Raw genomic sequence first — 13,543 nt, 5'->3', positions numbered from 1 at the left:
CGGGCGCGGGTGTGGGGCAACCGACGCAAAGCGGCAATGCGCCGGATTACGATCGATAGCTTCGCCACACTGATCGGGGAGGCTGTAGTGATCAACAAGCTTCGGGCGGCGACGTCGCCCGCGATGATCGTCGCCGTCATCGCACTGGTGTTCGCCACCACTGGCGGTGCCTATGCTGCGACGAGACTCATCGGCGGCAAAGACATCAGAAACGGGTCGATCGGCCTGGCCGATCTGTCTGGCGCAGCCAGACGGGCGCTCAGAGGCAGACAGGGGCCGAGCGGCGAACGCGGGACGACTGGGCCGCAGGGCGCAGCCGGACCAACCGGCGCAACTGGCCCCGCGGGGCCAGCCGGCCTTGCTGGCGTCCAGGCCGTGGACGGTGCTTCGAAACGAATCCCGTCCGGTGGAGCGGACGGTGCCCCTACCGCGAACTGCCCGGCGGGGAAGGTCGTCATCGGCACCGGCTTCAACGCGAGCATCGGCTGGGCCGGATTCGTCAAGGCGTATGGGACGTTCGTCGGAGGGTTCTTCCTGAACGACAGCTCGATCGACGTGGACGTGAGTGTGCAGGCAATCTGCGCGTCGACGGGTGGCGCTGTCGCCGCCTCCGCCCGCCCGGGAAGATCGGCGTTCGAGCGCGACGTTCGAGAGGCGCAGGCTGCGCTGAGACAGCGCCGTTAGGGCGCACCGACCCCTCGCGTGCGCGTCGTCCTGCCTTGGTGAACGTCTAGGTCACCAAGGCAGAACGGCCGCGAAGGGCCGGTCAGATTCCGGCGGCCACCATCGCGGCGGTCACCGTGCTGGCGGCGGCGGCGAGACCTGTGGCGTTGGGATGCACCGGAGCGGTGATCTGCGCGGGGATCAGCGGCTCGACCCAGCGGACCGACGGTCTCTTGCAGACGTCGTGGCCGATGCTGGGCGTGTACAGGTCGACGTAGGTCGCCCCGTTCTCCGCGGCAGCCGCCTGCACCGATCTGTTGAGGCGTCTGTTGAGCTGGTCCAGGAACGCGACGTCGCCGGAGGTCAGTGGCAGGCTCGGGAAACAGCGCCCTCTCTGCGGCAGCAGGTCGGGGTAGCCGACGACGAAGATCCGCGCGTCCGGCGAGTGGGCCTGGATGCCTCTGACGTTCGCCGAGATTCTGTCCTTGATCGCGTCCGCGCTGGCGTTGTGCGTGGCGCCGAGCAGGTCGCGGCACGGCGCGCCGACGTCCAGGATCGTCAGCGGATTGGCCAGGCCGAGCGCGCCGCAGCTGGCGATCGCCCCGAGGAAGAGCAGGTTGTCGTTGCCGCCGATCCCGAGCGTCACGATCTCGGTGTCGGCTCTGAGCGCGTCGAACTGCGGTCTGACGCCGGGGTACTGACTCGTCGTCATGTGATCCGTCGTCGCGCCGCCGCACGTCACGTCCGTCAGCGACAGGCCGAGCGCTCTGGCCGTCAGGCGCGGATAATTGACAAGCGACCGCAGGCACAACGGCGAGCTGCTGTCGGCCGGCAGCACCAGCGAGCCCGCAGCATAGGAATCGCCGAGCGCGACGTAGTCGCTCTCGGCCGCGCGCGCCGGATTCGCGGCGATCACCGTCGCTGCCGTCGCAGCGACGGTGATCGAACACAGCACGGCGAAGCGTCGCCGCAACCGCGGCAGTTCCCCAAAGGACATCGTCGTCTCCCCTCCTGATGTACCGGCCGCGACGCGGCCGGCTGCCTATGCGCAGACTTCTAGCAGATCCACCGCCTCGTATCGCAGAAGCAGACAGGCTGTGCGGTCGGGCCTACGCCACCGCCAACTCGGAATGACGTGGACGACGGTGATGAACGTCGCGCACAGGGCGCCCCGAACCTTCTTGCGGTACCTGGCAGCCCGGGGTCCTACACGCGGAGCGCAACGGCGTGCGAGCGATGCACCCCGCCAAATGCAAAGCCCCGGCCGCATAACTCCCCTTTGCGGGAGTCCTAGGCGGGACCGGGGCGTCACAAGAAGGCTAGCTGCTCGTCGGCGCGTCGACCCGACGCGCGTCACGCATCGTGAGGACGGTGACAACGTCCGCCGATGCGTCGTACTCGTAGACGATCACGAGCCACGACCACGGGCCAAGCACGTACCGCGTGCCAGCCCACCGCCCGTCGAGCGCAGGCCCGAGCTTCGGAAACCGGCGCAGCGGACTCAAGCGTCCAGCGACACGCTGCGGCGTGTCCGGCGGCAGCTCATGCGTCAGGATCAGCTCGCGCAGGTCCTCGGCCGCCGCAGCAGCCACCCGGATCTCCGGCATCTACAGCTCGTTGAGACCGATCGTCTCGCCGCGGCCAGCCTGCTCGCGCCCGAGCCGCATCCGCTCCCAAGAGCCGGGAACGCGATCGAGCACCGACGCCATGTCGACCGGCTCCCGCTCGATCTGCGCCAACGCCTCCGAAAGCAGCGTCACCGCCAGATCGTCCTGTTGCGCGTGCGCACGCTCCGCCAGAGCCGCCAGTCGAGCAGCGGCTTCGTCATCGAGATCGAGGCGAATCTGATGGGCCATACCGATCAGGGTATCGCCCACCACCGCCTACGCAGCCGCCAGCTGCTCCAGCGCCTTCAGCACCTCGTCGTCGTGGGTTCTGGGCGAGACTCTCGGATCACGTGGACGACAGTGCCGTCGATGATGAACGTCGCGCGCAGGGCGCCCCAGTACTTCTTGCCGTCCATGGCGAGATTCAAAGGGGGTGCACTATGGCCGATACAGAAAGCATGGGACGGCCTCGGGTGATCATCGCGGTTCGCGTCTCCAGCAAGGACCAGAAGGAGCGCCCGTTCGTGCCCGTCAGCTGAGCAGGAACTCGCGGATCTGCTCGGTGATCGGTTCCGGTGCTGCCCAGAACGCGCCGTGATCCTGGTCGGGCAGGGTCAGTACCGTGACGTTCGGAAGGAGCGCGGCCAACGCGTTGGCGCTTACGCGGAAGTAGGACTCGCTATTTCCGCCGACGGCGACCGCGATCGGCGCGTTGATCGACCAGCGGTCGGCAGGCAGGGGGGTGCCGTCCATGAGTCCGTGGAGGATTCGGCCTTCGTAGGCGTAGGTGTGGGCGTAGCGGGCCATCTCGTTCCAGGATGGGTCCTGCTTCATCGGTTCGATGTACTCGGCGGGGACGCCGATCATCTCGGTCATGACGTATTCGACGGCCTCGCTGCGCCTGTCGGCCGCGACCAGCTCTTCGACGTGTTCGATGTAGTCGGTGGGCGCCGGCGGCCGGGAGTCGTCCACGATGAACGGCGGCTCGTAGAGGTAAAGCCCTGTCACGCTGTCGCCCAGCGCGCTAGCCGCGTCGAGCGTGATCGCGCAGCCGCCGGAACCGCTGGTGAGGGCCGCGGAGCCGCCCGCGATGTCGATCAGTGCGGCGATGTCGTCGAGTTCGCGGGCGGGGTCGTAGGGCTGCGGGTCGCCGCTGGCGCCGCGGCCGCGGCGATCGAAGCTGATCACCGTGAAGTGCTCGGACAGGGTCTTGGCCAGGCCGGCGACGCCAGTGTGGTCCTCGGCGACGTTGCTGATCACGATGATCGCCGGACCGGAACCGGTCTTCTCGTAGGCGATCGTGGTGCCGTCGGTGGAGGTGATGGTCTGCATGATCTTGTCTCCCTGGGGTGTTCTGAGCAGGTCGTCGAGCCGGCCAAGAGCCTCGGCATAGCCCTCGGCCATCTGCAACTCGACCGCCTGCCGCAGTGCGTGGAGGTCGGGGAAGCTCGCCTCGACCTCGACGCGGCAACCGGTGCCGGCCGAGGCGAAGGTGACCGAGGTCGGGAAGGTGCCGGTGCCGTCGGGTTGCCACGCCTCGTCGGCGAAGGTGTCCTCGTAGGCCAGTTCGACGTGCGGGACGACGAGGCCGTAGGTGGCGAGGCCGCGGACCGGTTCGGCCGACCCGTCGGCCGCCGCGATCTCAAAGCGCCAGCGGCCGCCCGGGCGAACGTCCATTTCGTACACGGTCGCGGCCCAGCCTGCCGGACCCCACCACTGCGCGATCGCCTCGGCGTCGGTCCATGCCCACCACGCCCGGTCCACACTGGCGGCGTAGGTGCGGCTGATGCGGATGGTGTTGCGTGATCTGTCGATCACGATGCCGTCCTCAGGCATGTCCTGGCTCCTCACTGTTCCGTCTCCTCGAGGAAGGAGCCGAAGCGGTCCATCCGTTCTGACCACAGGCCGGCGAATCGCTGTGTCCAGTCGCTCAGCTCGCGCATCGATTCCGGACGCACCCGGTAGATCCGCTGCTGCGCCTGCTTCGTCACCTCGACCACGCCCGCATCGGCGAGCAACCGCAGATGCCGGGACACCTGCGGCTGGCCCATGCCAAGACTGTCGACGATGCCGCCGACCGACTGCGGACCATCCCGGAGCAACTCGACGATCCGGAAGCGGTTCGGCTCCGAGATCGCCATCAATCGCCGCTGCACGGTGTCGACCACGGCGAGAACATACACGTAGACATATATATGTACAAGCACATGTATCGCACCTGCGCGCCATTCGTGAGGCCCGCGGGTACAGCCAGGAAGCCACCGCCGAAGTTGTTGGCGTTCACCGGGCTATCTGGGCGGCCTTGAACGCGGCGAGCGCAACCTGACGCTGCGCTCAGTCGAACGCATCGGCGTGGACCCGCTCGCGCTCCTGCATCGGAACATCCGAAAAGCTAGGCGCTCGGGCTTCCTGCTCGATCGGCAACATCCAGCCCCCGTGGTGGCCCGCATTCACTGCCGACGGACGGGGCGGGGTTCGAACCCGCGACCTCTCGCTCCGGAGGCAGAGCCCTACGCCGCCGCCAGCTGCTCCAGCGCCTTCAGCACCTCGTCGTCGTGGGTTCTGGGCGAGACTCTCGGGATCACGTGGACGACGGTGCCGTCGCCGTCGATGATGAACGTCGCGCGCAGCGCGCCCCAGTACTTCTTGCCGTACATGCTCTTCTCCGCCCACGTGCCGTACGCCTCGCAGACGGCGTGGTCGGCGTCGCCGAGGAGGGTGAAGTCGAGGCCGAACTTGTCGGCGAATCTCTTCACTCTCGTGTGCGGGTCGGGCGAGATGCCGATCACGACCGCGCCTGCCTCGGTGTAGTTCGGCAGGTGGTCGCGGACGCCGCACGCCTGCGTCGTGCAGCCGGGCGTGTCGGCCTTCGGGTAGAAGTAGAGGACGACGGTCTTGCCGGCGTAGTCAGACAGGCTGACGTCGTTTCCGTCCTGGTCGGGGAGGGTGAACTGGGGTGCCTTGGCTCCGGTCTCGATCATCCCGTCAGTATGGCTTGCGGCGTGTCAGAACTGGTAGTCCGCCGCATCCACGTAGGAGACGACGATCGTCCACGCGCAACCGCGGTCGTACTGCGACTTGACGTGGACCCAGGCGCGGTCCTGCAGCAGGTTCTGGTCGGTCGTCTTCCACCACTGCCCGTTCGTGCCGTCGCCCCAGTCGGAGACGACCTCCCAGCCGACGACGATCGCGTTCGGGTCGCTGAAGCCGATGTTCGCCTCGCGCCAGCCGATCTGCCACTTCTCCTCGTAGCGCGAGTCGTGGCGATGGATCACGACCGCGTTGCTCTTGGACCAGACGCGGTAGCCGTACGGCCACGACTGCTGCCCCGTGCCCTCCTCGATCGCGTGGTCCTTGGCCGGCTCGCCCGCGACTGCCTGCTTCACGCGCAGGTAGAACTCCAGCCGGTCGAAGACGCCCTTCAGTCTCGCGCCGAGCAGGTCGGCGCGGCTCTGCGTCGCGCCGCGCTCCTGCACGTCGGTCGCGAGCGTCGCCTGGTTCGCCTCCAGCCCGGTCGTGAGCGTGCGGAACTCGCCGGTCAGCTGCTCCTGGTAGTGGCGCGGGCAGGAGTCGTACTGCGCGCGCACGTCCCAGACCGACAGGTAGAGCCGGCGCAGCTCGGCGAACGCCTGCGGCGCGACGTCGATCGTGCGCGGGTAGGACGGCTCGATCGTGCTGTAGTGCTGCAGCAGCGCGGACAGGTAGACGCCCTTCTCGTGCTGCTTGAACCAGCCGAGCGCGTCTATGACCTTCTCCGGCGTCCAGGGCCCGTTGGGCGCCGTGCCGTCGTAGCCCTCCATGAAGACGTGCGTCGAGATGCTGACGTTGCTGCTCGCCGCCGTCTGCTTGAAGCGCGCGCTGCCCTCGGCGCTGAAGACGTCGGGCATGTTCGCGCCGATTCTCGACTTGAAGTCCTGCATCTGGTCGACCGTCTGCGACTGGCAGGTGTAGACCGCGGTGAAGCGCGAGGCGCGGCGGCCGCCCGCAACGAAGTAGTCGCCGTAGGCGTGGCGGAATCTCGCCGGGTCGGCGAGCAGCGCTCTCGCCTTGTCGGTCAGCACGACCGCCGTCGGGCGGTCGTAGTCGACGCAGTGGGACTCGTAGCGGACGATCAGCGTGACGGCCAGCTCGGAGTAGTGGACCTTCGTCAGGTACTCGACCGAGGCGCTCACAGTGACGCCCTCGATGTTGTATCTGCCGGAGGCGGCGACCTCTATCTCGTTGCTGAGGTCACGCTGGCTCTGGACGAACGCGTAGTGCTCGCTCGACGTCTTCGTTCTCGCCTCCTCGACGGCGGAGCGCTCGATCGCCGAGCCGGTGATGCCGCCGGTGATCGCGTCGACCCCGGCGCCGATCTGGAAGCCGTCGATCCACGGCATTCCGGTGAGCATCGGGCTCAGCTCGGTCATCGCGGTGCTGCTGAAACGCGTGATCGCGGCGTCGTGCGCGCCGGGTGCAAGCTCCGTGCTCATGTCCGTCTCCCCGTCCCTCGAGATCGCTCAGTAAGACGGTTCATAGCAGCGCCGGACTGCGGTGCGCAAGCGACTACTTCAACAGGCGCGAGAGGCGGCGGTCCTTGAGCACCTTGCCGTCGGTCTGCTCGACCGGGCAGTACGCGATCACGTAGTCCTCGTAGTGGACGGCCTTCAGCTCGGCACCGCAGCGCGGGCACGGCTCGCCCTGTCTGCGGTGGACTCTCAGCGGCAGCGGGAGCTTGTCGGGCAGCGGCAGCGCCAACGCCTCCTCGTAGTGCGCGATCGCGCCGCCGAGGATCGCGACGGTCGCGGCACGCAGTCGCTCCGCCTCCTCCTCGCTGAGGTCTCTGCCGCGCTTGAACGGCGACAGTCTCGCCTCCCACAGGATCTCGTCGACCCACGAGCGGCCGATCCCGGCGATCGTGCGCTGGTCGCGCAGGAGCGTGTGCAGCGGCCGCGCCTTCGCCAGCAGCGGACCGAACGGCGGCGGGTCCGGCCACGCCTGCGGCCCGAGCGTCGCGACGGCCTCCTCAGCGTCCAGCTCCTCGGCGCGCAGCAGCTTCGCCCACGCCGCCTGCTTGGTGCCGAACTCGCGCAGCCGCAGCTCGCGGTCGCCGTCGAGCCGCAGCAGGATCCGCGACGTTCTGTCGCGCAGGCCGGCGCGCTTCTCGTACAGCTGGAGCCGGCCGGCGGACATCAGGTGGATCAGCAGCACGAGCCCGGCGTCGGACTCGACGACGAGGTGCTTGCCGCGGCGGCTGACGCCGGTCAACGTCGTGCCGTCGAGCGCGTGCAACGGCGGGTCGAACGTCTTCAGCGCGTTGATGCCGGGCGCCAGCGTCGACTCGACGCGGGCGCCGGCGACGCCCTCGCTCAGCAGTCGCGCGGTGATCTCGACCTCGGGCAGCTCGGGCATCGTGCACACCAGGCTAGTCGGTCGGCGTATGCTGGCTCGCGAGGAGAGCCCGTACGAGAGGTGGAGCTGTGGCACGCGGCCGGTCGACCTGCATCCTTGCGCTGACGCTGACGCTGACGCTGCTGTCGGCCGCAGCGGCGTCCGCCGCCACGCAGACGGTGACGAGAACGTTCGGGCCGATCAAGATCGGCGGCTACGAGGTGCGACAGGAGAGCTCGTTCGGCGCGCCGACGGCCGGCGTCGACGGCTACGTCACCGACATGAGAGTGAACGTCGTCGACCGCGCGGGCAGACCGCTGCCGATCTCGCGCGTGATGCTCCACCACATCGTCTTCCTCAACGCCGGCAACGCGGCCAGACCGCGCCGGGACAAGACGTGCGGGACGTTCACGATGTGGAACTCGCGCGACACGCTGCCGGCGCTCGCCGAACGTTTCTACGCAGCCGGCGAAGAGCGCGCCGAGATGCACCTGCCGCCGGGCTACGGCTACCCGGTCGAGAGAGACGACACGTGGCTCCTCACCTGGATGCTGATGAATCACCGCCAGCTGCCCGACGAGGCATACATCCAGTACGAGATGACGGTCGCCACCGGCGTCCAGCTGCAGGAGGTCACCCCCTACTGGCTCGACGTCGTCAACTGCATGACCGACCCGATCTACAACGTGCCCGGCGGCGAGCGGACAGGCGCGCTGCACACGCGCTCCGGCGAGTGGACGATCCCCGCCGCCGGGCGCATGGTCGCGGGCAGCGGGCACGTCCACGGCGGCGGGCAGAGCCTCTCGATCACCCAGCCGACGTGCCAGGACCGCGAGGTCGCGCGCTTCCTGCCGACGTGGGGCTCGCCGAGACACCCCTTCTACAACGTGCGGCCGATCCTGCACGAGCCAGGGCCGATCAACGTGACGACGATGGAGTCGCCGACGGGGATCCCGGTCGCCGCCGGCTCGAAGCTGAAGCTCAACTCGACCTACGACGCGGCGCTGCCGCACACGCGTGTGATGGGGATCTCGGTCGTCTACGTCGCGCCCGACCCCGCCGTCACCGACCCGTGCGCGCCGCTCCCGCGCGACGCGACGTACTCGCCGCGGCCGCCGGGCCGTGCAACGCCGCCGCGCTTCACCGTTCCGCTGACGGGGCTCGACCCCGACAGCGGGAGAGCGGTGACGATCGCCAAGCCGCCGGGCAGACGCGTCGCGCTCAGAAGCGGCGCGACGGTGAACGTCAGCCGCTTCTCCTTCTCGCGCCCGAACATCGCGCTCAGAAAGGGCAGCAGTCTGCGCTGGCGGTTCGACGACGGCGGCGAGATCCACAACGTCACGCTCGCCTCCGGCCCGCTCGGGTTCGGCTCCAAGAACCTCGACCGCGGGACGTTCACCCAGCGCTTCACCCGAACCGGCACCTACCGCATCTTCTGCGGTTTGCATCCGGTAGCGATGACGGAGTCGATCGTCGTCCGCTGATCCGACCGCAACTCCCGCTCCGTAAGGCGGTTAATAGTGCCGTTACATCCCTTTACAACGGCGTTCCCCACCCGTTATGGCGGCTTAACGGCCGCTGACCAGACTGGCGGTCATGATGACTGACATCCTCCTCATCGCAGGGCCTGAGGGACACGACGCAGAGCTCGTCGCCTCCGCCGCTGCATACCAACCTCACCATGTCACCGTGTTGATCGCGGCCGAGGACCCGGCCTGGTCCTGGAGCGAGACGCGCACCGCGGCCGCCAGGCGCGACCGGCTCGCCACGCTGCTCACCTCGACCGAGCTGGCGACGGGCGCCTCGGTCGTCGGCATGGTCGGCGACCCCGCCCAGCTGCAGGTCGCAGGCTTCGACGCCGTCGTCGCCGACGGCAACCTCCTGACGGCGGCCTAGCCGTCGCATGATCGTCCCCGCGGCCCCGCCGGGCGTGTCCGCACGCCCGGCGTAGCGGCGCCGCCGCGCCCGCCCGTCGCATAGCGTTCGGGACGTGAGCAGCGCGATCGTCGACACGCACGCCGAGGCCGCCGCGCTCGGCCTGCCGCCGCTGCTGATCCGCGAGCCGCTCGCCGCCTTCCTCGACGCGCACGGCCTCGGCTCCGGACCGCTGCACGCCGAGCCGGTCGGCGAGGGCCACTCGAACGTCACCTACCTGATCCGCCTCGACGGCGCCGAGCTGGTGCTGCGCCGCCCGCCGCGCCCGCCGCTGCCGCCGTCCGCGCACGACGTGCTGCGCGAAGCGCAGCTGCTGCGCGCCGTCGAGCCGACCGCCGCGCGCACGCCGCGCGTGCTCGCGACCTGCGCGGACGAGACCGTGATCGGCGCGCCCTTCTACGTGATGGAGAAGGTCGAGGGCGAGGTGCTGATGCACGCCGTCCCGCCCGTCCTCGACGCCGAGGAGGAGCGCCGCCGCGTCGGCGAGCAGCTCGTCGACGCGCTCGTCGAGGTCCACGCCGTCGACTGGCGCGAGTGCGGGCTGACCGGCTACGGCAAGCCGACCGGCTACCTCGAGCGCCAGCTGCGGCGCTTCGCGGGACTGTGGGAGCACAACAAGACGCGCGAGGTCGAGGCGCTCGACCGCGTCACGCGCTGGCTCGCCGCGCACGTGCCGCAGTCCGGCCCCGCGACGATCGTGCACGGCGACTACCGGCTCGGGAACGTGATGGTCGCCGGTGCGCGCGACGCGCGCGACCCGGCCCGGATCGTCGCGATCTTCGACTGGGAGCTGGCGACGATCGGCGACCCGCTCGCCGACGTCGGCTACCTTGCCGCGACGTGGGCGCAACCCGGCGACGAGGAGGTCGGGACGGTCTTCGCGCTCGGCGCGGTCACGAGCGAGCCCGGGTTCCCACTGCGCGGGGAGCTGATCGCCCGCTACGAGGAGCGCTCCGGCCGCTCGATGGGCGACGTCGACTGGTACCAGGCGCTGGCGCTGTGGAAGGCCGCCGTCTTCCTCGAAGGCTCCTACAGACGCCTGCTCGCCGGCACCACCGACGACCCGTTCTTCGCGCTGCTGGACACCGGCGTGCCGAAGCTCGCCGAGCGCGCCTGGGAGCTGGCACGCGGCGCCGGGCGCTAGGCTCCGCCGCTTCATGCCGAGCCGCGCCGCCATCCCGAACCGCGCCGTGCTGATCGGCGCGTGCGTCGTCGTGCTCCTGCTGCTGTTCCTGCTCGTGCGCGGCTGCGGCGACGACAGCCTCAGCCCCGAGCAGCTGCGCAAGCAGGCGGCGGCGATCTGCCACGACGCGACGGTCGCGACCGACAGAGTCGCCGTGCCCAACGCGCCCGCCGGCGGCGCGCGCTTCCTCGGCGAGGGACTCGCCTACATGCGCCCGGCGCTGACCGACCTCGGCAGGCTCAAGGCGCCCGAGGACCTGCGCGACCGCTACGAGCGCGCCGTCGCGCTCGGCGTCGAGCAGGTCGCGCTGATCACCAGAACCGAGCAGGAGATCCGCCGCGACGGCGACGTGATCGACTCCTTCCGCCAGCTCCAGCGCCAGCTCGAACCGATCGTGCAGGACGAGAACGAGCTGTGGAGAGCGCTCGACATCCCCGCCTGCGTGCGGCGCTGACGCACGCGCGCACGTCGCGGCCGCGACGAAAGACATAGGGGATTCCCCCGAACGGTGCTGGCGCACACCGCGCGCGCGGCGCATCGTTGCCGGCATGACACGACGCCTCCGTCTGCCCGCGGCGCTCGCCTGCGCCGCGCTGCTCCCGCTCCTCCCCTCCCCCGCCCTCGCCGCGAGAAGAGCGCCGCCGAGAGCCTCCGTCTGGAAGATCATCGCCGTCACGCTCGACGGCACGATGAGATTCACCGAGGAGGACCGCGGCTACACCGGCACCGCCAGCTACCGGGGCGGCAACCTCCAGAACAGCCCGACGTTCTCGCTCGCACCCGCGTCGAAGGCGAACCCGCGCCTGTTCACGACCGTGTTCCGGCCCGCCCGCTACAGCGGACAGAGCAATGCGGTGATCAGAGAGATCGACCGCAGCTGGGACTGCAGCCTGACGACACCGGAGGACTACAACTCCGGGAGACTGCCCGTCACGATCGCGGTGACCGACAAGATCGTGCACTTCAACTTCACCGTCATCGCACCCCCGATCAAGTGCCCCGACAACGCGCCGGCGTGGACGTTCGGGATGGCGGCGAACAAGGGCAGAAACACCGAGCTGGAGCTGAGATCCCTCAGCCGCGTCAAGCCGGGCAAGGGCTACGAGCTGAAGGTCGACATGCGCGCGCAGGGCACGGAGGAGGGTGTCGCCTACGACACCCGCTGGCGCGGGAGACTCACCCTCTTCCGTGTGCGCTGAGCGGGACCCTCAGTCGCGCTTGCCGCGACCGTAGAGCAGTCTCGTCAGCTTCCCCAGCAGCAGCGTCGTGCGCCGTTTGTACGGGAACATGTGCGGGTCTCTCTTGCCGGCGAAGCGGGTCACGAGCAGCGTCTGCTGCTGGGTGTACTTGCGGATCCCTCCGGCGCCGTGGCGCGTGCCGAGGCCCGAGGACTTCCAGCCGCCCATCGGCAGCTCCAGCGCCGTGTAGTTGACCTGCGCGTCGTTGACGCAGACGGCGCCCGCCTCGACGCGGCGCGCCAGCTGCTCGCCGCGGCGCGTGTCCTTCGTCCAGACCGACGCCTGCAGACCGTACGGGGAGTCGTTCGCGAGCCGCAACGCCTCCTCGGCGTCGCCGACTCTCATGATCGGCAGCGTCGGGCCGAACGTCTCCTCTGTCATGCACGACATCGAGTGGTCGACGTCGACGAGCACGGTCGGCTCGTAGAACATCCCCGGGCCGTTCCCGGCTCTGCCGCCGGTCAGCACGCGCGCGCCCTTTCTGACGGCGTCTCTGACGTGCTTGTCGATGATGTCGAGCTGCGGCGGGAACGTCACGGCGCCGACGTCGATCGAGCCGGGACCGTCGGAGCGGCCCTGGCGCAGGCTCTTGACTCTCTCGGTCACCTTCGCGACGAACTGGTCGTAGACCGGCGCCTCGACGTAGACGCGCTCGATCGAGATGCAGACTTGGCCGCCGTTGTTCATCGAGTAATAGGCGGCCGCGTTGGCGGCGCGGTCGACGTCGGCGTCGGCCAGCACGATCATCGGGTCCTTGCCGCCCAGCTCCAGCCCGACCGGCGTCAGCGTCTTGGCGGCACGCTCCATGACCTTCTTGCCGGTCTTCGTCGAGCCGGTGAACATGACGAAGTCGACCTCGTCGATCAACGCGGCGCCGGTGGCGCCGTCACCGGTGGCGACCTGGAAGACGTCCTCCGGCAGACCCGCCGCTCTCAGCCCCTCGGCCATCAGCAGCGAGGTCAGCGGCGTCACCTCGCTCGGCTTCAGGATCACGGCGTTGCCAGCGGCGAGCGCGGGGATGCAGTCGCCGAACGAGTTCGTCAGCGGGAAGTTCCACGGGCCGATCACGCCGACGACGCCGACCGGGCGGTAGCGGACGACGAGCTTCTTGCCCTTCACGAGCGGGTTCGCGGACTTCATCGGCTCGTCGGCGAGGAACGCCGGCGCCTCCTTGGCCCAGAAGCCGAACGCCGCGGCGGCGTACATGATCTCGGCGAGCTGAGCGTCCTCGTAGGTCTTGCCCGTCTCGGAGACGATCGTCGCGATGATGCGCTCAGCGTTGTCGGTGACCCACTTCTGCGCGCGCCGCAGCACGCGGCCACGCTCGTCGAAGCCGATGGCGTCCCACGCCGGCTGGGCGGCGCGAGCGCGCGCGACCAGCTCGTGCACGTCCTCGCGGCCGAGCGTCGGGACGGTCGTGATCGTCTCGCCGGTGGCCGGGTTCTCAACGGGGATGCCGGTGCCGCCCTGCGCGGCCGCCGGCGCCTGCTCGACACTCGCCATGACCCTCTCCTCTTCGGTTCGGTCGCTCGTCCTGGACATCCACC

15 protein-coding genes are annotated in these 13,543 nt (G+C 69.4%); 6 read left to right on the top strand and 9 right to left on the bottom strand.

What is annotated here, in order from left to right; genetic code table 11:
* The first annotated feature begins 87 nt into the window (after positions 1-87).
* Complete coding sequence (locus CWOE_RS05600; protein ID WP_012932603.1) at positions 88-684, top strand: collagen-like protein; 597 nt, start codon at positions 88-90, stop codon at positions 682-684.
* Positions 685-766: 82 nt separating this feature from the next.
* Here CWOE_RS05600 and CWOE_RS05595 read toward each other — a convergent pair whose 3' ends face one another.
* The 8 genes from CWOE_RS05595 to CWOE_RS05560 form a co-directional block, all read right to left on the bottom strand.
* The gene (locus CWOE_RS05595) at positions 767-1,660 is read right to left on the bottom strand and encodes an SGNH/GDSL hydrolase family protein (RefSeq protein ID WP_012932602.1); all 894 of its coding nucleotides are present in this window, start codon (positions 1,658-1,660) and stop codon (positions 767-769) included.
* Positions 1,661-1,982: 322 nt separating this feature from the next.
* Positions 1,983-2,270 (bottom strand): type II toxin-antitoxin system RelE/ParE family toxin, encoded by a 288-nt coding sequence (locus CWOE_RS05590; RefSeq protein WP_012932601.1) that lies wholly within the window; start codon positions 2,268-2,270, stop codon positions 1,983-1,985.
* The gene (locus CWOE_RS32505; protein ID WP_148260901.1) at positions 2,271-2,519 is read right to left on the bottom strand and encodes a hypothetical protein; all 249 of its coding nucleotides are present in this window, start codon (positions 2,517-2,519) and stop codon (positions 2,271-2,273) included. It lies immediately after the preceding gene.
* A gap of 282 nt (positions 2,520-2,801) precedes the next feature.
* The gene (locus tag CWOE_RS31850) at positions 2,802-4,106 is read right to left on the bottom strand and encodes an alpha/beta fold hydrolase (RefSeq protein ID WP_012932599.1); all 1,305 of its coding nucleotides are present in this window, start codon (positions 4,104-4,106) and stop codon (positions 2,802-2,804) included.
* An 11-nt stretch (positions 4,107-4,117) separates the two neighbouring features.
* Positions 4,118-4,411, bottom strand: a complete 294-nt coding sequence (locus CWOE_RS05575; protein WP_012932598.1) for an ArsR/SmtB family transcription factor — start codon at positions 4,409-4,411, stop codon at positions 4,118-4,120.
* Positions 4,412-4,780: 369 nt separating this feature from the next.
* Complete coding sequence (gene bcp / locus CWOE_RS05570; RefSeq protein ID WP_012932597.1) at positions 4,781-5,251, bottom strand: thioredoxin-dependent thiol peroxidase; 471 nt, start codon at positions 5,249-5,251, stop codon at positions 4,781-4,783.
* Between the two features lie 24 nt (positions 5,252-5,275).
* Complete coding sequence (locus tag CWOE_RS05565; RefSeq protein ID WP_012932596.1) at positions 5,276-6,742, bottom strand: hypothetical protein; 1,467 nt, start codon at positions 6,740-6,742, stop codon at positions 5,276-5,278.
* Between the two features lie 73 nt (positions 6,743-6,815).
* The gene (locus tag CWOE_RS05560) at positions 6,816-7,661 is read right to left on the bottom strand and encodes a DNA-formamidopyrimidine glycosylase family protein (protein WP_012932595.1); all 846 of its coding nucleotides are present in this window, start codon (positions 7,659-7,661) and stop codon (positions 6,816-6,818) included.
* Between the two features lie 68 nt (positions 7,662-7,729).
* On the opposite strand from CWOE_RS05560, the gene CWOE_RS05555 reads away from it, so the two are divergent.
* The 5 genes from CWOE_RS05555 to CWOE_RS05535 all read left to right on the top strand — a co-directional run bounded on the left by CWOE_RS05555 (position 7,730) and on the right by CWOE_RS05535 (position 11,957).
* On the top strand, positions 7,730-9,124 hold the full coding sequence (locus CWOE_RS05555) for a cupredoxin domain-containing protein (protein WP_012932594.1): 1,395 nt from the start codon (positions 7,730-7,732) through the stop codon (positions 9,122-9,124).
* Between the two features lie 205 nt (positions 9,125-9,329).
* Positions 9,330-9,536, top strand: coding sequence for a hypothetical protein (locus CWOE_RS05550; RefSeq protein ID WP_041730147.1), 207 nt, complete (start codon positions 9,330-9,332; stop codon positions 9,534-9,536).
* 94 nt (positions 9,537-9,630) lie between these two features.
* Positions 9,631-10,719, top strand: coding sequence for a phosphotransferase family protein (locus tag CWOE_RS05545; RefSeq protein WP_012932592.1), 1,089 nt, complete (start codon positions 9,631-9,633; stop codon positions 10,717-10,719).
* Positions 10,720-10,732: 13 nt separating this feature from the next.
* Complete coding sequence (locus tag CWOE_RS05540) at positions 10,733-11,212, top strand: hypothetical protein (RefSeq protein WP_012932591.1); 480 nt, start codon at positions 10,733-10,735, stop codon at positions 11,210-11,212.
* A 94-nt stretch (positions 11,213-11,306) separates the two neighbouring features.
* On the top strand, positions 11,307-11,957 hold the full coding sequence (locus CWOE_RS05535) for a hypothetical protein (RefSeq protein ID WP_012932590.1): 651 nt from the start codon (positions 11,307-11,309) through the stop codon (positions 11,955-11,957).
* A 9-nt stretch (positions 11,958-11,966) separates the two neighbouring features.
* Here CWOE_RS05535 and CWOE_RS05530 read toward each other — a convergent pair whose 3' ends face one another.
* A complete protein-coding gene (locus tag CWOE_RS05530) occupies positions 11,967-13,538 on the bottom strand; it encodes a succinic semialdehyde dehydrogenase (RefSeq protein WP_081425248.1) in 1,572 nt (523 codons plus the stop codon).
* Positions 13,539-13,543 lie beyond the last annotated feature (5 nt).

Source organism: Conexibacter woesei DSM 14684, from assembly GCF_000025265.1.
Classification (GTDB): Bacteria; Actinomycetota; Thermoleophilia; order Solirubrobacterales; family Solirubrobacteraceae; genus Conexibacter; species Conexibacter woesei.
Note: the sequence above shows the minus strand (reverse complement) of the source record. Positions and strands in the feature narration are given on the sequence as shown.

Bases quoted from the DNA above. Each gene is read 5' to 3' on its own strand.
- CWOE_RS32505 (WP_148260901.1), bottom strand. From the start codon at position 2,519: ATGGCCCATCAGATTCGCCTCGATCTCGATGACGAAGCCGCTGCTCGA.
- CWOE_RS05540 (WP_012932591.1), top strand. From the start codon at position 10,733: ATGCCGAGCCGCGCCGCCATCCCGAACCGCGCCGTGCTGATCGGCGCG.
- CWOE_RS05560 (WP_012932595.1), bottom strand. From the start codon at position 7,661: ATGCCCGAGCTGCCCGAGGTCGAGATCACCGCGCGACTGCTGAGCGAG.
- CWOE_RS05530 (WP_081425248.1), bottom strand. From the start codon at position 13,538: ATGTCCAGGACGAGCGACCGAACCGAAGAGGAGAGGGTCATGGCGAGT.
- CWOE_RS05565 (WP_012932596.1), bottom strand. From the start codon at position 6,742: ATGAGCACGGAGCTTGCACCCGGCGCGCACGACGCCGCGATCACGCGT.
- CWOE_RS05595 (WP_012932602.1), bottom strand. From the start codon at position 1,660: ATGTCCTTTGGGGAACTGCCGCGGTTGCGGCGACGCTTCGCCGTGCTG.
- CWOE_RS05535 (WP_012932590.1), top strand. From the start codon at position 11,307: ATGACACGACGCCTCCGTCTGCCCGCGGCGCTCGCCTGCGCCGCGCTG.
- CWOE_RS05590 (WP_012932601.1), bottom strand. From the start codon at position 2,270: ATGCCGGAGATCCGGGTGGCTGCTGCGGCGGCCGAGGACCTGCGCGAG.
- CWOE_RS31850 (WP_012932599.1), bottom strand. From the start codon at position 4,106: ATGCCTGAGGACGGCATCGTGATCGACAGATCACGCAACACCATCCGC.
- CWOE_RS05575 (WP_012932598.1), bottom strand. From the start codon at position 4,411: ATGGCGATCTCGGAGCCGAACCGCTTCCGGATCGTCGAGTTGCTCCGG.
- bcp (WP_012932597.1), bottom strand. From the start codon at position 5,251: ATGATCGAGACCGGAGCCAAGGCACCCCAGTTCACCCTCCCCGACCAG.